We start from the raw sequence: 26,687 nt of genomic DNA, 5'->3' as shown, positions 1-26,687 counted from the left end.
GTAAGGTAAGTTTGTCCTATAACTTTTAACAATCAATACGATGAAATCAAAAAATTATTTTTCAAAAATTGCTTCGGCACTATTTTTATTATTTGCAATTAATTCAAATGCAAATAACGTAGAAATTACAGGAACATCTGTTTCTGGAAACGATATTACTTTTAATATTTCTTGGGAAAACAGTTGGAATGCCAATGTTGCTCCAGCTAATTGGGATGCCGTTTGGGTATTTGTAAAGTATCAAGATTGTAACACACGTTTATGGGCACACACTAGTTTAAGTACAGTTGCCGGAGATCATTCTGCTGCTTCTCCATTACAAGTAGACCCAGTTGCAGATGGTAGAGGTGTTTTTATCAGAAGAAGTGCTCTTGGTGGCGGAAATATTTCGGCAACATCAATTACATTGAGAATGACAGGTTTGGGTGCTGGACCATATAATTTCAAAGTTTTCGGAATTGAAATGGTAAATGTTCCTCAAGGAAATTTTGAAATTGGTGATGCTACAAGTGCTTCAACTTTCAATAGCATAAATGTAACAGCAACGTCTCAATCAGGTGGAATAACATCAGCTGCAATTGGCGGTGGTGGACCAACAGTTCCAGCAACTTTTCCAATGGGATACAATTCATTTTACTGTATGAAATACGAAATTTCTCAATTACAATATGTTGAATTTTTAAACTCATTAACTTTTGCACAGCAACAAACAAGAATAACTACTGATCCAACATCTGCTTCAGGAACTTATGTGACTTTTGGGGCAAATTATTATAGAAATGGTATTGTTATTGAAACACCTGGAAATAATGCGGCTATACCTGCTGTTTTTGGCTGCGATGCAACTAATGGAGTTTTCAACAATGTGAATGACGGACAAAGTGGGGCTATGAATAATTTATCGTGGGCAGATTTAGCAGCTTATTTAGATTGGGCAGCTTTAAGACCAATGACTGAATTAGAATTTGAAAAAGTATGTCGTGGAACAATGCCAAGAGTTGCAGGAGAATATCCTTGGGGTGATACTACAATTAATGCATTTTATAGTACTACAGTTGTAAATCCATTACAGCCAACTGAAGCAGCGAACGCTGTTGTTAATGGTAGATGTGCAGTAGCTTTAGGAAGTGCAAATCCAGGTTATGGACCATTAAAAGTAGGTGTTTTCGCAACATCAACATCAGGTAGATCATCAGCTGGAGCTTCTTATTATGGAGCTATGGAAATGGGTGGAAATGTTGTTGAAAGAACAATTACTGTAGCAAATGCATCAGGAGTTGCTTTTAATGGAACTTTAGGTGACGGAACTTTAACAGCAATAGGAAATGCAAACCAAGCTACTTGGCCATCAATTTCAACAGCAACAGGAGTTGGTCAAAGAGGTGGAGAATATGTAAGTCCTGCTTCTTATGCTAGAACATCAGATAGAACAGTTGCTGGTTCAACTGATGCAACAAGACAATACACTTATGGTGGAAGAGGTGTAAGATAGTAATCTAATTTGATGTATAGGTTAATAAGCCTATAACAAAAGAAGTATAATAATTTTAAAAATCAAATTAGATGAAAACAACAAAAATATATTTAGTTGTTTGCTTAACATTTATTTTGACACAATTTAACGCTTTTGCTCAATACAATGGAGGAAACTCTCATGGTTCTACTGCAAATGAGTTAAGTAACACTAGTTGTTCTATTCCAGCGCATTTTTATGCCTATTTTGGAGGAAACAACGATGGTTCGAGTGTCGAAGAGTTAAGTACAACAACCTGTGGAACAGCACCGTTTCAGTTTGCCTATATGGGAGGAAATGCTGATGGTGCAGCTACAGAAGAGCTAAGTGCTACTGTCTGTGGTATTCCGCCTTCCTTCTTTGCCTATATGGGAGGAAATAATGATGGTGCAGGCGTAGAAACTTTTGAGGCAAATGTTTGTGCATTTCCACCTCAGTTTTATGCTTACTTTGGTGGTGACGGAGATGGTTTTACATTAGATAAAACTGCTCCAATTTGCCCAACAGAACCACCAGTAGCAAGTTTTACAGCTTCAGTTACCCAAATTTGTGTAGGTCAAACAGTGACATTTACAGATACTTCAACCAATATTCCATCGGCTTGGACATGGACATTTGAAGGAGGAACTCCAGCTACGTCAACAGATCAAAACCCTGTAATTACGTATAATACGCCAGGTGTTTATGATGTAACTTTAATGGCAGCAAATTACAACGGAACAAATACTGTAGTTGCTACAGACCAAATAATAGTTTATGCTTATCCAGTTATTACTTCAACAACTCCAGCGAGTAGATGTGATTCAGGAACAGTTACTTTGCAAGCTTCAACAAATGTTGGAACTTTAAACTGGTACAATGCAGCAACTGGTGGAACTTTAGTTGGAACTGGAACTAGTTTTACAACTCCAAGTTTGACATCAACTACAACTTATTATGTTGAATCATTAAATGGAGTTTGTTCTTCGTCAAGAAGTGCAGTTGTGGCAACAGTAAATACTACGCCAACAATAACATCAACAACACCGGCAACACGTTGTGGTTCAGGTTCTGTTATAATTTCTGCTACAGCAAGCGCAGGAACAATTTGGTGGTATGATGCTCCAACAGCAGGAACTTTACTTGCTTCAGGAACTAGTTTTTCTCCAAATGTGACTATAACTACAACTTATTATGTTGAAACAACTTTAAATGGTTGTACTTCACCAAGAACAGCAGTGGTTGTAACAGTAAATACTACACCAACAATAACTTCAACAACTCCTGCAAGTAGATGTGATGCTGGAACGGTAACATTACAAGCAACAGCTTCTAGTGGAACGTTAAATTGGTATGCAGCACCAACAGGTGGCACATCATTAGGAACAGGAACAAGTTATACAACACCTAGTATTAGTTCAACTACAACTTATTATGTTGAAGCTACTTTAGGAACTTGTAATTCAACAAGAACTCCTGTAACTGCAACAATAAACGTGACTCCAAGTATTACATCAACTTCTCCATCGCAAGTATGTGATTTGGGAACTGTAACTTTAGGAGCAACAGCTAATGCAGGAACTTTAAATTGGTATAGTTCAGCATCAGGTGGAAGTGTGTTAGGATCAGGAAATAGTTTTACAACTCCATCAATCAGCACAACTACAACTTTTTATGTAGAAGCGGTTAACGGAAGTTGTACTTCAGTAAGAGTGCCAGTTGTGGCAACTGTTAATACTACGCCAACTATTACATCAACAACTGACGCTACAGTTTGTGGTCAAGGTGGAGGAACTTTATTTGCAACAGCAAGCGCAGGAACTGTGTATTGGTATAATGTCGCTTCTGGAGGGTCTGCAATTACAACTGGAACAAGTCTTTCAGTAAGTGGTGGTTCTGGCACTTTTTATGCAGAAGCAGTAAATAATGGATGTGTTTCTGTGAGAGTAGCTGTAAATTATACTTACATTCCAATTCCACAAATAACAGTTGTAGGTTCAGCTAGTCGTTGCGGTAACGGAAGTGTAACTTTAACAACTAATTCCGATTCTGGAACAATAAATTGGTATGATGCACCAGTTGGAGGAAATTTAGTAGCAACAGGAACAAGTTATACAACACCAAGTTTGTCTTCTACAACATCTTATTATGTTGAAGCTGCAAATGGAACTTGTATTTCAGCATCTAGAACGGCAATAACGGCAACAATTAATGCAATTCCAGTTATAACTTCAACAACTCCAGCTAGCAGATGTGGCGATGGAAGTGTAACATTACAAGCAACAGCAAGTATCGGAACTATTAATTGGTACAACGCTCCAACAGGTGGAACTTTAGTTGCCACAGGTGGAACTTTTACAACTCCTGTTTTAGGAACAACAACAATTTATTATGTTGAGGTGGTTAATGGAGGTTGTAGTTCAGCTAGAACTGCTGTTAATGCAACTGTATTTGCAGTAGCAACAATCACTTCAACAACTCCAGCGAGTAGATGTGATACAGGTAGTTTAACACTAAATGCAACTTCAAATGTTGGAACTCTAAGCTGGTATGATGCACCATCTGGAGGAACTTTGTTAGGTTCTGGAACAAGTTTTACTACGCCTAATATTTCGACTACAACAACTTATTATGTTGAGGCAAATAACGGAGTTTGTACTACTTCTAGAGTTGCGGTAACTGCTTCAATAAATCCAACAGCTGCACCAACCGGATTTGCAAATCAATCATTTTGCGCAGGCGAAACAGTTGGATTAATATCTGTTACAGGTTCAAATGTAATTTGGTATGATGCACCAACAGGCGGAAATGTAATTCCAGTAGGAACGCCTTTAGTTTCGGGAACAACTTACTATGCTTCTCAAACGGTTACAAGTTGTGAAAGTCCTACAAGATTGGCAGTTACAATGACGTTAGGTGGATGTTTAGGAACTGAGGAATTTGTAGCAAATGTTATCAAGTTATATCCAAATCCAGTTGTTGATATTGTGACTATTTCTTCAACAGAAATGATGACAAATTTAGAAGTTGTGAATATACTTGGTCAAATTGTCTTTTCAAAATCGGTAAACGAAAATGAAACAACAATAGATATGTCAAGATATTCTTCGGGTTCTTATATTGTTAGAGTTTTAGTTGATGATAAGGTTAAAATCTTTAAAGTAATTAAAAAGTAGTAAGTAGTTTTTATAGTTTAGTTTTTTTGAAACCATCTCGTTAATTCGGGATGGTTTTTTAACTAATACGAAATTCTGCGTATTTTTTAAATACAGTACATAAAGTAAATTTGTGTATAATTTTAATTTTTTTACAATGAAAAGATGTTCAATTCTACTGGTACTCTTCAATTTGATCTTTTTCTCATCATGTTCATCAGATTCTTCAGAAGATTCTTCAAACAGTAACACAATCGATCAAGAAATTGGTCCAGCTAAAACTTTTTATGCCAATAATGGCGGAACTTTTAAGTTTAGATTATACCAATTTCCACCAACAGAAGGCGATAATAATAATTATAATTATCATACGGCAGAAATTTATAAAATAATTGATGATAACGGTGTTTTTTCGACATTCGCAAAATATGCAGTTCCGTCAATTTCTCTTATGTCTTATGGAGCCGTTTTAAACTGTCAAGGCGATTATAATACTTCTTCAAGTTCTAACAAAGTAGGATTTCAAAATTCTTCAGCCAACGATGATTTTGAAATTGACACCAATTACACGCGTTTGATTTCCTATAATTCTACTAGTGGTGCACATGGTTCTTATGGTTTTGAAGGAACTCGAATATTTGTACATAGCCCAACTTTCTTTTCAGGGGCAATTTCGGCAAGTTCCAATCAGGGCTATATGCATACGATAAATCATGCCAATTTTATGTTGAGTGTTGGGTACAATTCCAATTATGGTAAACCGATGCTGTATCGATACAATCCATCAAATTTTTCTTGGATTGGAGATGTAGTAACTCAAATGGATTATGTTGCTGGTAGCAATACTAATATTCCTATGACCAATGATGCTTCTAAAGTGGGTAACACAGATAAGGTATATTGGGCTTGGTTAAGTTACACTTCCAATCTTTCTAACGGAAAAATCAACATCATCAGTTACAACGGAAGTACTTTTAGTAATGTAACGAGTTTAGAGGGTATTGGTAGTATTGGTTCAGGTTGGACTTCTATAAATACGATTACGCTTCACAAAAACCCAAATAATCTCAACAATCCTTATATGGTTGTAAGGCATTATAATTCGGATGTTTTAGATATATATAAATTCAACGGAACCTCCATTGAAGTAGTAAAAACAGGCGTGACATTACCATCAACCATTACGTTGCTTCCAGGTGACACCAATCGAATTATTAAAGATATTGTTTTTTCGGGAAGCAACATCTATCTGATATCAGGAAGAGATAAAAATCTGTACAAATTATCAGGTTCATCATTTGTAATTGAAAAACCTAATTTAACAGTAACTGACGACAGAATTTCAGCATTGGAATCAACACCAAACGGTATTTTAATATCAATAGTAAAAACCATTCCATCAACTCCATTAGCAAAAATTGTTTCAGATGTGGTATTGATTCCTAATTAATATTTTTTTAATTTTATACTAGTAAATTTTTCAAATTTTCAAACAATGAAAAGAATATTTTCCCTGGTTGTTATTTTTATATGTTTTTTTGGTTTTGCACAAAATACAGCAACCACTGTAGTTACTAAAGAACTTTTTCCTGAATTATTTCAATTGAAATTACCGATTGAAATCCCTAAAATTCAATTCGTTCCCGAAAAAGAACTTTACATGAAAGAAAAAAAATTAACGTTAGAAAATGGAGTAGGTTACCATATTACTTTTAAAGACAAAAGCGTTTTTGTTGGAAGTGTTCAAAGCAATTATGGCGGACATGAAAAAACAGTTTCTATTAGTTTTGGTAAGATTGACTTCTCCAACGGCGATAGATATGAAGGACATTTTTATGAAGGGCATCCTATTCAAGGTAAATATGTTTATGCCAATGGAGATAGCCTCAAAATAAGTTCCGCTAACCGAAATGGCTGCTGTAATTATACTGGAAAATCAAGAAATCTATATTATTCATTCAAAAACGGAATAGAATTAGATATTGAAAGTTATAAATCAAAAGTTACCTATAAAACACCTGATGGAACCAAAATTGAGTCTTATTTAAATCCAGATAATAGTTTTGATGGTTATACAGAATATTTCACCAAAGAAGGCTTTTTTTATAAAGGCGAATTGTCAAAAAACAGACCCATACTAAAATGGGAAATTCAAAATGATAAAGGTGCTTTTATTGCCATATTTAATTTGGATGGGATAACGGGTTATGTTCCCTACAAAGACGAATCAAATACTATTAAGTGGGGCAAATTTTATTTGGAAAAATTAGTTCAACCTATAACTTACTTAGCACCTTATACTTTTTGCGTTAAAGGCGATTGTCAAAACGGCGAAGCTACTATTTATGTTGCTAAAAATCCAGACACAGGTTTCGGTTTTGAAATGGTTGGAAATTTTGCAAACGGAAAGCCAATTGGCGACTTTGTAATGAATGATGAAGACATAAATAAAAATAAGTACACCATTATTGGTCCAATAAAAAACTATAAATTTCATGGAAAATGCGCAAAAGCATATCTTGATAAGAAAATTGTATTTACAGGTGAATTCCAAAACGGATTACCTCAAAACGGAAACCTTACTGTTGATGAAAAATTAATAGAAGTTAAGGGTTTTAAAGAAGGTAAGTACATTGGTAAACAAACTTTTCCACGTACAGAAAAACGTATGTACAGCCGATACTATGAAGGTGAGTTTAATCAATATGGACAGATGGAAGGTATAGGAACTGTCTATATTACCGATAATAATCATTGGGGTTATGAAGGTTGTAAAGTGTCCGCTACAGATTGGAAAGATGGGTATTCATCACATTGTTGTTTCGTGAGAAAAAATGGAGAGGAAGATTGTCAACGTGTCTATTTTGTAAATCGTTCTGATTTTCCAGATTTTAGTTTTGAACATCCTGTTTCCCTAAGAAATTTAGCTGTATATCAGCAACAAAAAGAGCAAGAAAGAATAGCTCAGGAAGCTGCTAATACTAAACTCCAAAACGAATACCAATGCAATCAATGCAATGGTTTAGGTGTAATTAAAACCCAATGTCCAATGTGTAAAGGCGCTGGATACCGAAAAGATATGGTTACTTACGATAGACATACCGGTAACACAGGTGGTTTGGCTAAATGCAGTCATTGTGCAGGAACAGGTCAATATACCGTAATGGGTTGCTCCAAATGTGACGGAAAAGGATTTGTGAAAAAATAAAAAAAGGCTCTGAATTTCAGAGCCTTTTTTACAAAAACCAATAACTATTTAATCAATAAACTATAATTTACTTTCAAGACTTTGCCATCCACCACCATTCATAACATCAATACCATTGTTTTTCAAAATTGATGCAGCTTGCGCACTTCTCATTCCACTTCTACAACATACAATAACAGGTTTTTCTAATCTTTTAATTTCATTAACTTTAGAAAAAATGTTGTCTAACGGAATGTTTTTAGAGTTCTTAATATGACCTTCTCTAAACTCACCAACTGTTCTTACATCAATAATAACAGCTCCTTTGTCCATGTATTCTTTTACGCTCTCCGATTTTCCTCCTAAACCTAACATACTTAATAATCCCATGTTTTATTATTTTTAATTTGTTTTCTATTTCAGATTTCTACAGCAAAATTAATGGTATACATCTTACAAAGTTGTAACAAAAGTTACCCAAGTCAAAAAAATCTTTATATTTGATTCGTATGAAGATTACAGACCGCAAAACCGAAATCGTAAACGTATCCGCAAAACTTTTTAAAGAAAAAGGCTATAGCGCAGTAACTATGCGTGACATCGCTCAAGCTATGGACATCAAAGCCGCAAGTTTGTATAATCACATCAAGTCTAAGCAAGAAATTCTAGTCTTAATCATTATCGAAATTGCCGAAGAATTTACCAATGTAATGAACGAAATAGTAGCTTCCGAAATTTCATCCATACATAAAATAGAACGAGTAATCGATTTGCATATTGATATTACACTCAGAAATCCTGATGCATTAGCTTGCCTAAACAACGATTGGATGCATCTAGAAGATAACGATTTAAAATATTTCATTAAAATGCGGAATGACTACGAACAAAACTTCCGAAACATTGTAAAAAGAGGAATTTTAAATAATGAAATCGTAAATCTAAACATCGAAGTTATCATCTTTTCTACATTGTCAACCTTAAGAACACTTTACATTTGGTATGATAAAACCAAAAGCCTAAACGAAAAAGTCTTAAAAAACAACATGAAAAAGGTATTGCTAAATGGGATTATTTAGTTTGTTACAATTTTAATTTTCAAATTTTTAATCTTTGTATCAAAAAAGCTTACGTTAAAACAATTGTTAACGATAAAATAAAAATTACAACGTTTTCGTAACATATCAAAAAAATCATTAAATTTGCATTGTAAACTAACAATTGTTAGTTTAATTTAAATAGAATTGTATGGCAAAATTTCATAGCATTAAAGTTGCTGATATTTATAAAGAAACCAAAGATTGTTCGGTAATCACTTTCGATATTCCAGAAGAATTAAAGTCCGAATTCCAATACAAACAAGGACAACATTTGACTCTTCGAACCAATATCAACGGCAACGAAGTGCGTCGTTCGTATTCGTTATGCTCTAGTCCGATAGAAAATAAATGGCAAGTAGCCGTTAAACAAATAAACGAAGGATTATTCTCAACTTTTGCCAACGAGCAATTATCAATCGGTGATACATTAGATGTAATGCCGCCAAACGGAACTTTTTTCACAGAAGTCAATCCTACAAAGGCAAAAAACTACATCGCATTTGCAGCTGGAAGCGGAATTACACCGCTACTTTCCATAATCAAAACGCATTTGGCATTGGAGCCCAACAGCACTTTTAAGCTGTTTTATTTGAATGGAACCGTAAAATCAATTATCTTTAAAGAGGAAATTGAGCAACTTAAAAACTTGTATTTCAATCGTTTCGAGGTTTTTTATTTCCTAACCAAAGAACACCGTTCATCAGAATTGTTTAATGGTCGTTTTTCAAAAGAAAAATTGCAAGTATTAACCGATAAGATAATCGACATTTCAACAACTGACGAATGTTTCATTTGCGGTCCAGAAGATATGATTTTTTTATTGCGTGACGAATTAGTAGCAGCTGGATTGTCTAAAGATAAAATTCATTTTGAACTATTCACAACCGGACTTACAGAAGAGGACAAACTAAGAATAAACAAAATTGTAGAGAAAAAAGTTGAAGGAACTGAAGTAACCATTATTGATGGCGGAAAAGAATTTCACTTCGTGATGGGCGAAGATTTCGATAATATATTAGATGGCGCAATCGCTGCAGGAGCCGATTTACCCTACGCTTGCAAAGGCGGAGTTTGTAGTACTTGCCGTTGTAAAGTTGTAGATGGTTCTGTTGAAATGAAACTAAACTACTCACTCGAAGAAGATGAATTGGCAAAAAATTACGTATTAAGTTGTCAAGCTGTCCCAACTTCCAAAAAAGTAGTAGTAGATTTCGGATTGTAGCATTTGTAGCGAAAGGTTCGGGCATTTTAGTAATCCATATTCCCGCTTTCCGCTCTACAAGGTGCCGCTCCAATCGGGGCTAAAGAGCTAACTAGAGGAACAAAAATAATAGTGATAAAAACAATTTCTTAAATGAACTTATAGGTTTTATAGGGTTCAAGAAATAGAAAAATAATAATCGTTCAAAGTTACTGCAAAGTAGAATATTACGGCGACTGAACACTGAACACTAATTCAAATAATTATGTCAGAAAAAGAAGTAAAAAATTTAGAAGAAATGTTCGAGGCACGAATCGCTCGTGACGAAAAAATAGAACCGAAAGAATGGATGCCCGAAAAGTATCGCAAGACACACATTCGTCAAATTTCACAACATGCGCATTCTGAAATCGTAGGAATGTTGCCTGAAGGAAATTGGATTACTCGCGCACCATCATTACGTAGAAAAGTAGCTTTATTGGCTAAAATTCAAGATGAAGGTGGACATGGATTATATTTGTATAGCGCGGCAGAAACATTAGGTATTTCAAGAGAAGAACTAATTGAACAATTGCATTCTGGCGAAGCAAAATATTCAAGTATTTTCAATTATCCATCGGTAACTTGGGCAGATATGGGAACCATTGGCTGGCTGGTTGATGGTGCAGCAATCATGAACCAAGTGGCTTTAATGGGAACTTCTTATGGGCCTTACGCTCGTGCGATGGTTCGTATTTGCAAAGAAGAAAGTTTTCACCAACGTCAAGGTTATGAAATCCTTTTAACACTTTGCAACGGAACTCCCGAGCAAAAAGCAATGGCTCAAGATTCACTAAACCGTTGGTGGTGGCCGTCGTTAATGATGTTTGGACCTCTTGATGCAGAATCACCAAATACAGAGCAATCAGTAAAATGGAAATTGAAACGTAAAACTAACGATGAATTACGTCAAGCTTTTGTAGACCAAACGGTTCCACAAGCTAATATACTTGGTTTAACCATTCCTGATGCCAAGTTAAAATGGAATGAAGAACGTAAACACTACGATTTTGGCGATATCGATTGGAACGAATTCTGGCAAGTTGTAAAAGGCCACGGTCCTTGCAACAAACAAAGAATTGCTGCAAGAGTAAAAGCACACGAAGACGGTAAATGGGTTCGTGATGCAGCCATGGCTTACGCAGAAAAACAAGCAAACAAAGAAGTAAAACAAGCAATATAAATTTAGGTTTTAGGTATTTGGTAATAGGTTACAGAAGTTTGACCTACTACCCACAACCTACTACCCACAACCTATCAAGTTATGAAAAACTGGCCACTTTGGGAAGTATTTATAAGAAGTAAAAACGGATTAGAGCACCGTCATTGCGGTTCACTTCACGCAAGTGATGCAACAATGGCATTAGAAAACGCTCGCGATGTTTACACACGTCGTATGGAAGGTGTAAGTATTTGGGTTGTTCCATCGGCTCAAATCACAGCATCCAATCCTGAAAATAACGGAGAAACATTTGAACCAGCAATGGACAAAGCTTATCGTCATCCAACGTTTTATGAATTGCCTGACGAATTAAAACACATGTAATTAATCCTGCAAGGTTTTCAAAACCTCGTAGGTTTATAATATAATTTGCGAATTTGCGGTAAATGGTCTTTGTGACTCCGCGCTTTTGCGAGAAAAAAACAAATTATGAACAACAATTTAATTCAATACATATACGGAATTGCAGATAACTCATTGATTCTTGGTCAGCGTTTAGGTGAACTTTGTGGTCACGGACCAAGCATTGAAACCGATATCGCCTTAACCAATATTTCTCTTGATTTATTTGGGCAAACACGTAGCTATTTTCAATATGTAGCCAAATTACAAGGTGGTGATGCTAATGAAGATACAGTAGCTTTCCTTCGTTTGGAAAGAGAATACAAAAACGTACTTTTAGTAGAACAACCCAACACCGATTTTGGCTATTCCATTGCAAGACAGTTTTTGTTTGATGTTTTCCATTTAGCATTATTAGAAGAATTACAAAACAGTAAAGATGAAATGTTGGCTGCAATTGCCAAAAAAAGCATCAAAGAAGTGCTGTATCACACAAGATTTTCTTCCGATTGGATTAAAAGATTAGGTGATGGAACCGAAGAAAGCCACAACAGAATCCAAACTGCAATTAATGATTTGTGGATTTTTACCGATGAATTATTCCATCAAACCGATGCTGATAAAACTATGGTTGCAGAAGGAATAGGAGTGGATGTTACACTTTTGAAAGCAAACTATTATAAAAAAGTAAGTAGTGTTTTAGAAGAAGCTACATTGCAAACACCTACTATTGAATATTTCCAAAAAGGTGGAAAGCAAGGAATACACAGCGAACACATGGGCTTCATTCTAACAGAATTGCAGTACATGCAACGCACGTATCCAAACATGACTTGGTAATTGAATATTCAGAGTTTTAAATAGAGATTAAAAAGAATCCGTGAAAATCAGTTAAATCTGTGTCATCCGTGTTCCAAAAAATAAGTAAGCAAAGCGCACGCAATTAAAACCTTGCGCTCCTTGCTGTTAAACAAATGACAGAACAACTAATAAATATCGACCAAAATCTCTTCGAAATACTAGAATCAGTATCCGATCCAGAAATTCCAGTATTATCAATAATGGAAATGGGAGTAGTGCGTTCTGCCAAAATAATAAACAATATTGTAGAAGTTCAAATCACACCAACCTACAGCGGTTGCCCAGCAATGGATGTAATTGGAGATGATATAAAATTGGCATTCAAACAAAAAGGCTACGAAGCCAAAATAGAACTAATCCTATCGCCAGCATGGACAACCGATTGGATTACTCCAAAAGGCCGATTAGCATTAGAAAAATACGGAATTGCTTCACCTTTATCAGAATCAGCCGATAAAGAAGCACTTCTAGGTAATAAAAAGTTAGTGAAATGTCCGCAATGCGGTTCATTGAACACAAAATTAGTAAGTCAATTTGGTTCCACAGCATGCAAAGCATTTTTCCAATGCGAAGATTGCCTAGAACCTTTCGACTACTTTAAATGTTTAAAATAACCTGCAAGGTTTCCAAAACCTTGTAGGTTTTAATATAATAAGAAAGTTAGCGAATTTGCAGTAAAATAGTCTTTGCGACTCTGCGACTTTGCGAGAATCAAACCCTTAATGAAGCTTAATTTCTTAATGGTTCATAAAATAAAATAAGGTATGAGCAATTCAATAGAACTAAAAATTGAAAAAAATGTCGCGTGGATATCACTCAACAGACCCGAAGTTTTCAATAGTTTCAATCGTGAAATGGCGTTTCTGTTACAAGAAACTCTAGATAATTGTGAGAACGATACAAATGTACGTGCAATAGTAATCACCGGAAACGGAAAAGCTTTTTGTGCCGGACAAGACCTAAAAGAAGTAACCGACCCAGAATTAAATCCAGGTTTCAGAAAAATATTGGAAGAACATTACAATCCAATCATCCAAAAAATCCGAAACATAGAAAAGCCAATTATAGGAGCTGTAAACGGAGTTGCAGCTGGAGCTGGAGCAAACATCGCTTTAGCTTGTGATATTGTTGTTGCAACAGACCACGCAAGTTTCATTCAAGCTTTCAGTAAAATCGGTTTAATTCCAGACAGCGCAGGAACTTTCTTCTTGCCAAGATTAATTGGTTTCCAAAAAGCAACAGCTTTAATGATGTTAGGCGACAAAGTATCTGCTGAAGAAGCATTAAATATGGGTATGATTTATAAAATTTATCCAACCTCATTTTTTGAAGAAGAAGTAATGACATTGGCAACAACTTTAGCTCAAATGCCAACAAAAGCAATCGGTTTAACCAAAAGATTATTAAATCAATCAATGACAAATAATCTAGAACAACAACTAGCTCTAGAATCAGATTTACAAATCGAAGCAAGTTCATCCAACGATTACAAAGAAGGAGTAACCGCTTTCGTAGAAAAAAGAAAACCCGAATTCAAAGGGAATTGATTAACGATTAACGAATTTTGATTGTTGATTTTTGAATTAAAAGTAAGTATATGAAACCAATAAATTTAGAAGATAGATTAATTCAGTTTGCAGTTGATGTAATTATAATGTGTAAGAAAATTGATAAATCTTTTGCTTCTGAACATTTAGCAAAGCAATTAATTCGTTCTGCAACTTCATCTGCTTTAAATTATGGAGAAGCCAGAAGTGGAGAATCTACAAATGATTTTCTTCATAAAATGAAAATTTGTTTGAAAGAATTGAGAGAAAGTTTTATCAATATGAAAATCCAAAAAGGAGCTGAATTAGTCACCGATATTGATTCATTAAATAAATTGTTAAAAGAAAATGATGAGCTAATTTCAATTTTTGTTGTAAGTGTAAAAACGGCTTCTTCAAAAAAATAGATGTGTATTTTAAAATGGACGAAAAAAATCAAAAATCAGCAATCGTTAATCAGCAATCGTTAATGAAAATCGCAATAATAGGTTCAGGAACAATGGGAAGTGGCATCGCACAAGTGGCCGCAACAGCAGGTTATGAAGTAAAAATTTACGACACCAATCTCGATGCGCTTGCTAAAAGCAAATCCAATCTCGAAAATACGCTATCTAAATTAGTTGAAAAAACTAAAATAGACGAGCACGAAAAATCCCGAATCGAAAACAACATTTCCTACGCACACACATTAGGAGAATTATCGCATTCTGATTTAGTCATCGAAGCCATAATTGAAAATATGGAAATCAAGCGAAAATTATTTTCAGAACTAGAAAATTATGTCTCGCCCGAAACCATTTTAGCATCCAATACGTCTTCATTATCAATAGCTTCCATTGCTGCTTCTTGCCAAAAACCAGAACGCGTCATTGGAATTCACTTTTTTAATCCAGCACCATTAATGCAACTAGTTGAGGTAATTCCAGCGGTTCAAACCAGCAAAGAAGTACTGCAAAAATCAGTACAAATCATCTCTGATTGGAAAAAAGTAGTTGCCGTTGCCAAAGACACACCAGGATTTATAGTAAATCGTGTCGCAAGACCTTTTTACAGCGAAAGTCTACGAATTTACGATGAAGGTGTAGCCGATTTTGCAACAATAGATTGGGCTCTAAAAACCATCGGAGGTTTCCGAATGGGACCTTTCGAATTAATGGATTTGATTGGTCACGATGTAAATTATATCGTAACAGAAACCGTATTCACAGCATTCTATTTCGACCCAAAATTCAAACCATCTTTCACACAAAAAAGATTATTAGAAGCAGGATTTCTGGGAAGAAAATCAGGTCGCGGATTTTACAATTACAACAAAGAATTACCAAAACCAATAGAAGATTTAGCATTAGCCAAAAGCATTTTCGAAAGAGTAATCGTAATGCTAATCAACGAAGCTGCTGACACATTCTTTTTAAACATAGCATCAGCCAAAGACATCGACAATGCAATGACCAAAGGAGTAAATTACCCTAAAGGATTACTAGCATGGGCAGACGAACTCGGCATTCAATGGTGCGTTGAAAAGCTAGACGAATTATACAACGAATACCACGAAGACCGATACAGATGTAGTCCAATATTAAGAAGAATGGCTAATGCAAATAAAAATTTTTATTAACCAAAAACTTTGCGACTCTGCGTCTTTGCGAGAAAAAACTTAATGAAACTTAATACCTTAATGGTTTAAAAAATGGAAGGAACAAAAATACCATACAAAATGTTAAGTCAAGATGCTTACAGTCAATGGCTAGGCATCAAAATTCTCGAATGCGAAATCGGTCGTTGCAAAGTCGCAATGACGGTGCGCAAAGAGATGCTCAACAGTATGTTCAAAGCCCACGGCGGAATCACCTATTCGTTAGCCGACACCGCTTTCGGATTCGCCGCCAACACACACGGTAAATTTTCAGTTTCCATAGAAACCTCAATAAATCACATCGAAGCCGTAAACGAAGGAGATTATTTAACAGCCGAATCAGTAATAGAAAAAGTAAATAACAAACTAGGATTCAATATAATAGAAGTAAAACGAGGTGATGAATTAGTAGCGCTTTTCAAAGGCGTTGTCTATCGCACACAAAAAGATTGGGAAGAATAGAATAGTCAGGAGCGAATGGCTCGGGCATTTTCAGTAATGGCAATTCCTGCTTTCCGTTCCAAGTCCCGAAAAAATCGGGAGCTTTCCTCTCCAATCAGGGCTAAATAGTATATGTATTGAATAGAAAATAGAATTTATGAAGAAACTAGTATTAATAGGATTTTTAATTTTTTGGATTAATGGTTTTAGTCAGAATTCATCAGAAAATTTAAAAAAAGATTTAGAAATACAAATTGAAATTGATAGTACTGTTTATGAAATTAAACAAGGAAATTCATATTATACTAAAGGCGAAAAATCAGCTATACAAGCTAAATTGATTCCAATGTCTTTAGAAAAAATGAAACAGAATATGTTGAAAAAAACTTCGGACAATGTTGATGAAGGAAGTATAATTATCAATGGTGTTAATATATTGTTTGTTAAGAAAATTTCAGAAGATAAAGCAAACATGATTTTGATATATTGTAAAGAGAATGATGAAAACTCATCAATTTCCTTTGTGAGTTTTTATCCATCGGAATCTGAAAATTATTACAAACCAATCATAGAGAAAGCATTCCTTTCCGCAAAAATTAAACAATAAATATAAGTTCAAAGTTGCGCAACTGAAAACTGCCAACTGAAAACTGCCAACTGAAATATGGAAGCATACATCATAGACGGAGTAAGAACTCCAATCGGAAGTTACCAAGGAACACTAGCATCGGTTCGTCCAGATGATTTAGGAGCATTGGTAATCAAAACCGTAGTAGAAAAAAATCCAAACATTCCAAAAGAAGCTTATGATGACGTAATCATAGGTTGCGCCAATCAAGCTGGAGAAGACAATCGTAATGTAGCTAGAATGTCACTTTTATTAGCAGGATTGCCATACACAGTTCCAGGCGAAACCGTAAACCGACTTTGTAGTTCAGGATTATCAGCAATAATCCACGCAAATCGCGCAATTAAAGCTGGAGACGGACACATCTTTATAGCAGGTGGAATCGAAAACATGACACGCGGACCATTAGTTGTTTCCAAACCATCATCAGCCTATGGAACCGATTCTAAAATGTACGACACCAGTTTTGGATGGAGATTTATAAATCCAAAACTACACGCAATGTACGGAACAGACGCAATGGGTGAAACTGCCGAAAATCTAGTAGAAAAATACAATATCACTCGTGAAGACCAAGATGCGTTTGCTTTAAATAGTCAACAAAAGGCAACTGCAGCACAAATTTCAGGAAGATTAGCCAAAGAAATTGTAACCGTAGAAATCCCACAACGAAAAGGCGATGCGATTCAATTCTCAAAAGACGAATTCATCAAACCATCTACCTCAATGGAAGGTTTGTCAAAATTGCGTCCAGCTTTCAAAAAAGACGGAAGTGTAACTGCAGGAAATGCTTCAGGTTTAAACGATGGTGCTTGCGCAACAATAATAGCATCGGAAGAAGCTGTAAAAAAATACAACCTAAAACCATTGGCTCGAATTGTAAGTTCATCAGTTGTTGGTGTAGAACCAAGAATCATGGGAATTGGTCCAGTTGAAGCCACCAAAAAAGCATTAGCAAAAGCAGGTTTAACCTTAGACCAAATCGATATTATAGAATTAAACGAAGCCTTCGCAGCACAAAGTATAGCGTGCATTCGCGAATTAGGACTAAAAGACAACGATCCAAGAATAAATCCAAATGGTGGTGCCATCGCAATTGGTCATCCACTAGGAGTAACCGGAGCAAGAATCGCATATTCAGCAGCCTTAGAATTACAACTAACAGGAAAAAGATACGCATTAATCACAATGTGCATCGGAGTTGGTCAAGGCTACGCAGCAATTATAGAACGCGTAGCTGAATAGCCGTTGGCTTTAGCCAATGGAAAAAATGGAAAAAATGGAAAAAAAGATTTTTATTTTAATATAAAAGCTCCGTAGGAGCGACATATTGGTAATATGAACAAAACACAACATTACGTACAAGGAAAATGGACGTCAGCAACTGGAGAAGGAAAACCTTCTTACGATGCAGTCACTGGAGAATTCATCGCAGAAACTTCTGTGGAAGGATTGGATATTCCAGCCATTTTACATTATGGAAGAACAAAAGGCGTTGAAAAACTTCGCAAAATGACCTTCCAAGAACGCGGCAACATGATTAAAAGTTTGGCGATGTATTTGACCAAACGAAAAGAAGCTTTTTACGAAATCAGTTACCGAACCGGTGCCACTCGTGTCGATTCGTGGATTGACATCGAAGGCGGATTTGGAAATTTATATGCCAATGCTTCCTTACGAAAATTATTCCCAAACCAAGCGTATCACGTAGAAGGCGACCCAATCGATTTGTCAAAAGGTGGCCGATTTATGGCGCATCATATTTTGGTTCCGAAAAAAGGAGTAGCTATTCACATCAACGCTTTTAATTTCCCAATTTGGGGAATGTTAGAAAAATGTGCTTGCAATTGGATGGCCGGAATGCCAGCGGTTGTTTTGCCAGCTCCAGTTACAGCTTATTTAACCGAAGCTGTTGTTCGTGAAATCATAGCATCAAATATTTTACCAGAAGGCGCATTACAATTAATTTCAGGAACTGCTAAAAATATTTTCGATACTGTTGAAAGCCAAGACGTAATCACATTTACTGGTTCGGCAACAACAGGAAGATTATTAAAAGCACATCCAAGATTAATACAAGAATCAGTGCCGTTTACAATGGAAGCTGACTCATTAAACGCATCCATTTTAGGAGAAGATGCCTTACCAGGAACTCCAGAATTCGATTTATTCATCAACCAAGCTCGAAGTGAAATCACAGTAAAAGCAGGGCAAAAATGTACAGCAATTCGTAGAATGATTGTTCCAGAAAAACTGATGAATGACGTGCAAGCCGCGCTTTCAAAATCATTAGACAAAGTTGCTATCGGTGACCCAAGATTGAAAGAGGTTCGAATGGGCGCTTTGGTAAGTAAAGACCAAGTCGATGTGCTTAAAGGAAGAGTTCAAGAATTATCAAAATCTGCCAAAATAGTGTATGGCGATTTAGAAAAAACCAACATAATTGGAGCCGATGGAAAAGGTGCTTTCGTGAGTCCAATTTTACTTCGCGAAGACAATCCGTTTACAAATATAGCCGTTCACGAAACCGAAGCTTTTGGACCTGTTTCAACGATTATGCCTTATAAAAACCTTGACGAAGCTATTGAATTAGCCCAAATGGGTAAAGGTTCATTAGTGTCATCAATAGTTACAAATTCTGACGAAATAGCCAAAGAATATGTTGTAAACGCAGCATCTCATCACGGTAGAATTTTAGTTCTAAATCGTGAAAATGCCAAACAAAGTACAGGTCACGGTTCGCCATTGCCATTATTGGTTCACGGTGGTCCAGGTCGTGCTGGTGGCGGAGAAGAAATGGGTGGCGTTCGAGGAATCAAACATTATATGCAACGTTGCGCTATTCAAGGTTCGCCAACAACTTTGACCGAGATCACTGGAATTTATCAAGCGAATTCGGCGTATAAAGAAATCAAACAACATCCGTTCCAATACCATTGGGAAGACATTCAACCCGGAATGTCATTGCGAACGCACAACAGAACTGTTACCGATACTGACATCATCAATTTTGCCAATCTAACTTGGGATCATTTCTACGCACATACTGATATTACTTCGCTTGACGGAAGTATTTTCAAAAAAAGAACCGCTCACGGCTACTTCATTTTAGCAGCGGCGGCAGGTTTGTTCGTTTATCCAAATAAAGGTCCAGTTGCCGCAAATTACGGATTGGAAGAATGTCGTTTCTTGCGTCCAATTTACCACAACGACACGGTTTATGTACGTTTAACGTGCAAGCAAAAAGTCGACAGAGATGTAGCTTCTGCAGAACATCCAAGCGGAATTGTAAAATGGTTCGTTGAGGTTTTTGACACCGAAAACGAATTGGTAGCAGTAGCAACAATTCTAACAATGGTGCAGAAAAAACAAGAAGTTTTCGTTGAAATGACCGATGAAAAAATAGCCGAATGTCTGAATAAATTAACCGAAAACACCAAACCAAGTTGGGGAATTCTAACACCACAACATTTGTTAGAACATTTGGAAGAAGGCTACCGAATCATGTCGGGTGAAATTCAAGATTTCGAAATAGCAACACCCGAAAAGATTTTGGATAAAGTTCATAATTCGTTATACAATTACGACAAATTTCCAATGGGAACCAAGTTTCCAACGATGAAAAAAGACGAATTGGAAGATTTAATTCATCCCGATTTCGAAACAGCCAAAGCCAAATTTTTCGAAGCAAGAGAAAATTATAAAACCTTTTTCAAAGAAAACCCAGAAGCAATTTTAAAGAATATGGTTTTCGGAGAAATGAATAAATACGCCTCTTATCTGTTAGAGAGAAAGCATTTGAATCATCACTTTGAACAATTTGGATTAATTTAAAAATGAAAAACTTAGCGAACCTTGCAAAAACCTCGTGACTTTGCGGTTAAATAAAAATATGGAAGCATACGTAAAACAAGAAATACAAAACAACATCGCCACAATCGAGTTCTTTCATCCAGAACAAAACTCCTTGCCAAGTGATATTTTAGCACAATTAGCTAACACAATAACAGAAGTTGGAAATAATTCAGAAGTAAAAGTAATCATCCTAAAAAGTGGTGGCGACCGAACATTCTGTGCTGGAGCAAGTTTTCAAGAACTAATTTCCATCAACGATGCCGATACCGGAAAAGTATTTTTCTCAGGATTTGCCAACGTAATCAACGCCATGAGAAAATGTCCAAAATTCATCATCGGAAGAATTCAAGGAAAAACTGTTGGTGGCGGAGTAGGAATTGCAGCATCAACCGATTATTGTATGGCAACAAAATTTGCAGCCATAAAATTATCAGAGCTAAATGTCGGAATCGGACCATTTGTAGTTTCACCAGCTATTGAAAGAAAAATGGGAGTTTCCGCAATGTCACAAATTGCAATCGACGCCAACACATTTTATGAGGCAAATTGGGCAAAAGAAAAAGGATTATTTGCACAAGTATTCGAAAATATAGAAGAAATGGACGAAGCCGTTCAAAAATTCGCAGAACATTTATGTACCTACAATCCAGAAGCAATGCTCGAAATGAAAAAGGTATTTTGGAGAGGAACAGAAGATTGGGACAATTTACTAGCCGAAAGAGCAGCCATCAGCGGAAGATTAGTATTGTCTGATTTTACAAAAGAAACTTTGAAAAAGTTTAGATAGCTAATCACTAATTACTATTCACTAATCACTAAAAAATGATATACGAATTCAAAGGGTTTATCCCAGTCATACACGAAAGTAGTTTTATCCATCCGCAAGCAGCGGTAACGGGTAACGTGATTATTGGAAAAGACGTTTATGTTGGTCCAGGCGCAGCAATTCGTGGCGATTGGGGCGAAATCATTATTGAAGACGGTTGTAATGTTCAAGAAAATTGTACGATTCATATGTTTCCAGGAAAGACTATGGTTTTGAAAGCCGGAGCACACATCGGCCACGGAGCAATAATTCACGGTGCAAATATTGGTGCAAATTGCCTTGTCGGAATGAATTCCGTAATTATGGATGACGTAAATGTTGGAGATGAATGTATTATTGGTGCATTAAGTTTCATAAAAGCTGCAATGCAAATCCCTAACCGAAAAATGGTAGTGGGAAATCCAGCAACAATTATAAAAGACGTTTCCGATGAAATGATTGATTGGAAAACCAAAGGAACAGCATTATATCAACAGTTGCCAAATGAATGTTACGAAACTTTAAAAGCAGTTGAACCGTTACGAGAAATTCCAGCAAATCGACCAACACAAGAAGTATTTTATTCTACGTTGAATGAATTTATAAAAAAATAAAAATTTTGCGTCTTTGCGCCTTCGTGGCAAAAAAATATTAAAATGATAACAGAATTTAAAATGCCCAAAATGGGCGAAAGTATATCCGAAGCAACAATAATCAGTTGGTTGAAAAACGTGGGTGATTTTGTGGAAGCTGAAGAAACCATTCTAGAAGTCGCTACCGATAAAGTCGATAGTGATGTGCCTGCGCCAGTTTCGGGAGTAATCACGGAAATTCGTTTTCAAAAAGATGACGTTGTTGAAGTTGGAACTGTTTTGGCGTTGATAGAAGAAAAAGTTGGAAGTCAGAAGTTAGAAGTTGGAAGTAAAAAAACAGAAGTTATAAAAGACGAAGTTGTTTTAAATCAAAAAACTGACAACCGAAAACTGACAACCAATCCAAATGCTTTCATTTCGCCATTAATCATTTCAATTGCACAAAAAGAAAATCTTTCAATTGAGGAATTACAAACCATTCCGGGTTCAGGAACCGATGGGCGTTTGCAAAAAAGCGATGTTTTTAATTATCTAAAGAACCGTAAATATCCTATTCAGTCAAAACCGATATATGACAACCGACAACCGGCAACTTCATCTTATCCAAAACCAAAAATCAATTTCATAGAAGGGAAAGATCGCATTGTAGAAATGGACAGAATGCGCAAAATGATTGCCGATCATATGGTGTATTCTAAGCAAACTTCGCCTCACGTGACTTCATACATTGAAGTCGATGTGACAAATTTGGTGAGTTGGAGAAACGAAAACAAAGATAATTTTCAAGAAAAACACAACGAAAAATTAACTTTTACACCAGTTTTTGTTCAAGCTGTAGCAAAAGCCGTAGCTGATTTTCCTATGATTAATGTTTCTGTGGATGATAAAAATATTATCGTTCACAATGATATCAATATCGGAATGGCAACCGCATTACCATCAGGGAATTTAATAGTTCCTGTAGTGAAAAATGCCAATGAAAAAGATTTAGTCGCTTTAGCAAAAGATGTAAATACTTTGGCAGAAGCTTCTCGAAATAATAAATTAAAACCCGAACAAATTCAAGGAAGTACATTCACTATTTCAAATGTTGGAACTTTTGGAAGTTTGATGGGAACACCCATTATCAACCAACCCGAAGTTGCGATTTTAGCTTTAGGAATTATTAAAAAACGTCCCGAAGTTATCACAACTGAAAAAGGTGACGAAATCGCCATCAGAAGTATGATGTATCTTTCTTTATCGTTCGACCATAGAGTAGTGGACGGATTTTTAGGAGGTTCATTTTTAAGAAAAGTAGGCGATTATTTAGAACAATTTGACGCAAACACAACAATATAACATTATGGAAACAGTAATGACACAAGCAATAAAAATAACTAAAGTTCCACAATCAAGAGTTTCAGAGGTAAATCTTGAAAATATTACTATGGGAACCAATTTCACCGATCATATGTTTATATGTGATTATGAAAATGGTGAATGGCAAAATCCAAGAATTGAACCTTTGGCATTAATTCCAACGCATCCTGCAGCTATGGCTTTACACTACGGACAAGCTATTTTTGAAGGAATGAAAGCAACTTTAGGGAAAGACGGAACGCCATTATTATTTCGCCCTGATGAAAACGCAAAACGAATGAATTTTAGTGCCGATAGAATGGGAATGCCTTCATTTCCTGAAGATTTATTCGTAGAAGCCTTAAAACAATTCACCGCTTTAGAAAAAAATTGGATTCCAAAATCAACAGGAAGCGCTTTGTATTTGCGTCCGTTTATGTATGCTGACGAAGCTTTTATTGGAATGCGTGCTGCTACAAGTTTCAAATTTATCGTTATGGCATCACCAGCAGGACCATTTTTTAGTAGAAAAATTAAATTATACGCTGAGAAAAAATACGTTCGTGCAGTAAATGGTGGAACAGGAGAAGCTAAAGCAGCCGGAAATTATGCAGCAGCCATTCGTCCAACGGAATATGCCAAAGCAAAAGGTTTCGACCAAGTTTTATGGTTAGACGCACAAGATTTTGAATACATTCAAGAAGTAGGAACAATGAATATTTTCTTCAAAATTGATGGAAAATTCATCACACCAAGTTTGACTGGTTCGATTTTGTCAGGAATTACTCGAATGAGTGTAATCGATTTATTAAGAAGCAAAGGTTTTGAATTAACCGAAAGACCAATAACCATTTCAGAAATTATCGAAGCATCAAAAAACGGAACTTTAGAAGAAGCATTCGGAACAGGAACAGCAGTAGGAATTGCGATGGTAGAAGAAATCGGAAACAACGATTTATCAATTAAATTTCCAGTCGAAAATCCAGTTTCAGTGATGGTAAACGATACTTTGAATGCGATTAAAGTTCAAGATATCAAAGATGAATTTGGTTGGATTGTAGAAGCGAAATAGCTGACAGCCAATAGCTTTTAGCAAAAAAGATAAAATAAATGTTAGATAAAAAAATATTAGAAAAAGCATTTTCAACAATGGCAACTGCCAAAGCTATGGCGACTTTGTATGAAGACAATTTCAAAATAGTTTCCAAATACGTGCACGCAACTTCACGTGGACACGAAGCGATTCAAATTGCGATGGCGATGCAACTTTTGCCACAAGATTATGCATTTCCGTATTATCGTGATGATGCTATGATGCTCGGAATCGGAATGCAACCTTACGATTTGATGTTGCAATTGATGGCAAAAAAAGACGATCCGTTTTCAGGTGGACGAACCTATTATTGTCATCCAAGTTTGAAAGATGCTGATAAACCTAAAATTCCGCACCAATCATCAGCAACAGGAATGCAAGCTATTCCAGCTACTGGTGCAGCTATGGGATTTTGGTACAAAGAAAATATCGGAATTCAAGATACTAATCAAGAAAAACCATTAGTTGTATGTTCGCTTGGTGACGCATCAGTTACCGAAGGAGAAATTGCCGAAGCATTGCAAATGGCAGCTTTAAAACAACTTCCGATTTTGTATTTAGTGCAAGATAACGGTTGGGATATTTCGGCAAATGAGGCTGAAACTCGTGCGCAAAATGCGTTTGAATATGCCAAAGGTTTCCACGGAATTGAAGCCATTTCTATCGATGGAGCTAATTTTATTGAAAGCTATTTAGCGGTTCAAAAAGTGGTTAAAACCATTCGTGAAGAACGTCGTCCGTTTTTGGTGCACGCCAAAGTTCCTTTGTTGAATCACCACACTTCTGGAGTTCGAATGGAATGGTATCGTGACGATTTGGAAGAAGCACAATCACGTGACCCATTTCCGGTTTTGATAAAACAATTATTGGAAGCAGGATTTACCAAAGATGAAATTCAAACTATAGAAAATAAGGCTGTTGCCAAAGTCCAAACTGATTTTGATAAAGCACAACTAGCTGAAGATCCAACACCAGAAGATTTATTTACACACGATTTTGCTCCAACTCCAATCACAGAAGAAGTTGGAGAGAGAAATCCAGAGCGTGAAGATAAAGTCGTTATGGTGGATTGCGCGCTTTTTGCTGTGGAAGAATTAATGAAAAAACACCAAGAATGTTTGCTATACGGACAAGATGTTGGTGGACGTTTAGGCGGCGTTTTTCGTGAAGCCGCAACTTTAGCACAAAAATTCGGAGATGATCGCGTTTTTAATACACCAATTCAAGAAGCTTTTATTGTGGGTTCAACGGTTGGAATGTCGGCAGTTGGATTGAAACCGATTGTTGAGGTTCAGTTTGCCGATTACATTTGGCCAGGATTAAACCAATTGTTTACCGAAGTCAGTCGCTCGTGTTATTTATCCAATGGAAAATGGCCAGTCAGTATGATTCTTCGTGTTCCAATTGGTGCTTATGGAAGTGGCGGGCCTTATCATTCCTCTTCTGTAGAAAGTGTTTTGACCAATATTCGCGGAATAAAAATCGCTTATCCAAGTAATGGTGCAGATTTGAAAGGATTGTTGAAAGCTGCGTATTACGACCCAAATCCAGTGGTGATTTTAGAGCATAAAGGCTTGTATTGGAGCAAAGTAAAAGGAACAGATGCCGCAAGAGTAAACGAACCAAGTGAGGATTACATTTTGCCTTTCGGAAAAGCAAATATCGTTCAAGAAATTTGGGAACAAGAAACCGATGAAACTATAACTGTAATTACTTATGGAATGGGAGTTCATTGGGCTTTGAATGCTTCAGCATCGATGAAGAACCAAGTAGAAATTATTGATTTACGAACTCTTTATCCACTTGATGAAGAAACTATCTTTAAATCGGTTAAAAAAGCCAAAAAATGTCTTGTAGTAACCGAAGAACCAACCAACAATTCCTTTGCAAGAAGTTTAGCTGGATTGATTCAAGAAAAATGTTTTAAATATTTAGATGCGCCTGTAATGGTAATCGGTTCAGAGAATATGCCTGCGATTCCATTGAATAGCATGTTGGAGTTTACCATGATTCCGAATGTAGATAAAGTAAGAGCTAAAATGGAGGAGCTTTTGAATTATTAGTTTCTTAGAAATTCTGCATAGATTCAATACAAAATCAATCTAGCCCTGATTGGAGAAGTTATCATGTAACTCGGAAAGCAGGAACA

The 26,687-nt window shown here is 36.1% G+C and carries 23 protein-coding genes; 22 read left to right on the top strand and 1 reads right to left on the bottom strand.

The features are described 5' to 3' along the window. Positions 1–40: 40 nt before the first annotated feature. The 4 genes from ACYU7A_RS06650 to ACYU7A_RS06635 all read left to right on the top strand — a co-directional run bounded on the left by ACYU7A_RS06650 (position 41) and on the right by ACYU7A_RS06635 (position 7,855). Positions 41–1,492 (top strand): SUMF1/EgtB/PvdO family nonheme iron enzyme, encoded by a 1,452-nt coding sequence (locus ACYU7A_RS06650; RefSeq protein ID WP_460575155.1) that lies wholly within the window; start codon positions 41–43, stop codon positions 1,490–1,492. Between the two features lie 71 nt (positions 1,493–1,563). Then, a complete protein-coding gene (locus tag ACYU7A_RS06645; protein WP_460575153.1) occupies positions 1,564–4,668 on the top strand; it encodes an Ig-like domain-containing protein in 3,105 nt (1,034 codons plus the stop codon). A gap of 172 nt (positions 4,669–4,840) precedes the next feature. After that, positions 4,841–6,097 carry a hypothetical protein gene (locus ACYU7A_RS06640; protein WP_460575151.1) on the top strand — a complete coding sequence of 419 codons (1,257 nt, stop codon included), beginning with the start codon at positions 4,841–4,843 and terminating at the stop codon, positions 6,095–6,097. A 45-nt stretch (positions 6,098–6,142) separates the two neighbouring features. Continuing rightward, complete coding sequence (locus ACYU7A_RS06635) at positions 6,143–7,855, top strand: zinc finger-like domain-containing protein (protein WP_460575149.1); 1,713 nt, start codon at positions 6,143–6,145, stop codon at positions 7,853–7,855. Positions 7,856–7,915: 60 nt separating this feature from the next. Here the strand turns inward: ACYU7A_RS06635 and ACYU7A_RS06630 are convergent, their stop codons facing one another. After that, the gene (locus tag ACYU7A_RS06630; protein ID WP_460575147.1) at positions 7,916–8,224 is read right to left on the bottom strand and encodes a rhodanese-like domain-containing protein; all 309 of its coding nucleotides are present in this window, start codon (positions 8,222–8,224) and stop codon (positions 7,916–7,918) included. Between the two features lie 119 nt (positions 8,225–8,343). Between ACYU7A_RS06630 and ACYU7A_RS06625 the strand changes: the two genes are divergently transcribed. The 18 genes from ACYU7A_RS06625 (at position 8,344) to ACYU7A_RS06540 (ending at position 26,601) form a co-directional block, all read left to right on the top strand. After that, complete coding sequence (locus tag ACYU7A_RS06625) at positions 8,344–8,913, top strand: TetR/AcrR family transcriptional regulator (protein ID WP_460575145.1); 570 nt, start codon at positions 8,344–8,346, stop codon at positions 8,911–8,913. A 169-nt stretch (positions 8,914–9,082) separates the two neighbouring features. Continuing rightward, positions 9,083–10,156: a 1,2-phenylacetyl-CoA epoxidase subunit PaaE gene (paaE, locus tag ACYU7A_RS06620; protein ID WP_460575143.1), complete on the top strand. Its 1,074-nt coding sequence runs from the start codon at positions 9,083–9,085 to the stop codon at positions 10,154–10,156. Positions 10,157–10,400: 244 nt separating this feature from the next. After that, positions 10,401–11,357: a 1,2-phenylacetyl-CoA epoxidase subunit PaaA gene (paaA, locus tag ACYU7A_RS06615; RefSeq protein ID WP_460575141.1), complete on the top strand. Its 957-nt coding sequence runs from the start codon at positions 10,401–10,403 to the stop codon at positions 11,355–11,357. A gap of 81 nt (positions 11,358–11,438) precedes the next feature. Then, a complete protein-coding gene (paaB, locus tag ACYU7A_RS06610; protein WP_460575139.1) occupies positions 11,439–11,720 on the top strand; it encodes a 1,2-phenylacetyl-CoA epoxidase subunit PaaB in 282 nt (93 codons plus the stop codon). A 105-nt stretch (positions 11,721–11,825) separates the two neighbouring features. Continuing rightward, complete coding sequence (paaC, locus tag ACYU7A_RS06605; protein WP_460575137.1) at positions 11,826–12,578, top strand: 1,2-phenylacetyl-CoA epoxidase subunit PaaC; 753 nt, start codon at positions 11,826–11,828, stop codon at positions 12,576–12,578. Between the two features lie 134 nt (positions 12,579–12,712). Next, entirely contained in the window at positions 12,713–13,213 is a 501-nt protein-coding gene (paaD, locus tag ACYU7A_RS06600) for a 1,2-phenylacetyl-CoA epoxidase subunit PaaD (RefSeq protein WP_460575135.1), read from the top strand. Between the two features lie 150 nt (positions 13,214–13,363). Further along, entirely contained in the window at positions 13,364–14,146 is a 783-nt protein-coding gene (locus ACYU7A_RS06595; RefSeq protein ID WP_460575133.1) for an enoyl-CoA hydratase-related protein, read from the top strand. Positions 14,147–14,196: 50 nt separating this feature from the next. Then, positions 14,197–14,553: a four helix bundle protein gene (locus ACYU7A_RS06590; protein ID WP_460575131.1), complete on the top strand. Its 357-nt coding sequence runs from the start codon at positions 14,197–14,199 to the stop codon at positions 14,551–14,553. 62 nt (positions 14,554–14,615) lie between these two features. Further along, entirely contained in the window at positions 14,616–15,764 is a 1,149-nt protein-coding gene (locus ACYU7A_RS06585; protein ID WP_460575409.1) for a 3-hydroxyacyl-CoA dehydrogenase NAD-binding domain-containing protein, read from the top strand. 72 nt (positions 15,765–15,836) lie between these two features. After that, positions 15,837–16,244, top strand: coding sequence for a PaaI family thioesterase (locus ACYU7A_RS06580; protein WP_460575129.1), 408 nt, complete (start codon positions 15,837–15,839; stop codon positions 16,242–16,244). Between the two features lie 136 nt (positions 16,245–16,380). Continuing rightward, positions 16,381–16,830 carry a hypothetical protein gene (locus ACYU7A_RS06575; RefSeq protein WP_460575127.1) on the top strand — a complete coding sequence of 150 codons (450 nt, stop codon included), beginning with the start codon at positions 16,381–16,383 and terminating at the stop codon, positions 16,828–16,830. Positions 16,831–16,887: 57 nt separating this feature from the next. After that, on the top strand, positions 16,888–18,096 hold the full coding sequence (pcaF, locus tag ACYU7A_RS06570) for a 3-oxoadipyl-CoA thiolase (RefSeq protein ID WP_460575125.1): 1,209 nt from the start codon (positions 16,888–16,890) through the stop codon (positions 18,094–18,096). 93 nt (positions 18,097–18,189) lie between these two features. Next, positions 18,190–20,685, top strand: coding sequence for a phenylacetic acid degradation bifunctional protein PaaZ (paaZ, locus tag ACYU7A_RS06565; protein WP_460575123.1), 2,496 nt, complete (start codon positions 18,190–18,192; stop codon positions 20,683–20,685). 58 nt (positions 20,686–20,743) lie between these two features. After that, positions 20,744–21,493: an enoyl-CoA hydratase/isomerase family protein gene (locus tag ACYU7A_RS06560; RefSeq protein WP_460575121.1), complete on the top strand. Its 750-nt coding sequence runs from the start codon at positions 20,744–20,746 to the stop codon at positions 21,491–21,493. Positions 21,494–21,528: 35 nt separating this feature from the next. After that, the gene (locus ACYU7A_RS06555; protein ID WP_460575119.1) at positions 21,529–22,125 is read left to right on the top strand and encodes an acyltransferase; all 597 of its coding nucleotides are present in this window, start codon (positions 21,529–21,531) and stop codon (positions 22,123–22,125) included. A gap of 42 nt (positions 22,126–22,167) precedes the next feature. Then, positions 22,168–23,445, top strand: coding sequence for a dihydrolipoamide acetyltransferase family protein (locus tag ACYU7A_RS06550; RefSeq protein WP_460575117.1), 1,278 nt, complete (start codon positions 22,168–22,170; stop codon positions 23,443–23,445). A 4-nt stretch (positions 23,446–23,449) separates the two neighbouring features. Then, a complete protein-coding gene (locus ACYU7A_RS06545; protein WP_460575115.1) occupies positions 23,450–24,517 on the top strand; it encodes a branched-chain amino acid aminotransferase in 1,068 nt (355 codons plus the stop codon). Between the two features lie 38 nt (positions 24,518–24,555). Continuing rightward, positions 24,556–26,601 (top strand): alpha-ketoacid dehydrogenase subunit alpha/beta, encoded by a 2,046-nt coding sequence (locus ACYU7A_RS06540; RefSeq protein ID WP_460575113.1) that lies wholly within the window; start codon positions 24,556–24,558, stop codon positions 26,599–26,601. The last annotated feature ends 86 nt before the right edge of the window (positions 26,602–26,687 follow it).

The sequence above is a fragment of the Flavobacterium koreense genome (assembly GCF_054776075.1).
Note: the sequence above shows the minus strand (reverse complement) of the source record. Positions and strands in the feature narration are given on the sequence as shown.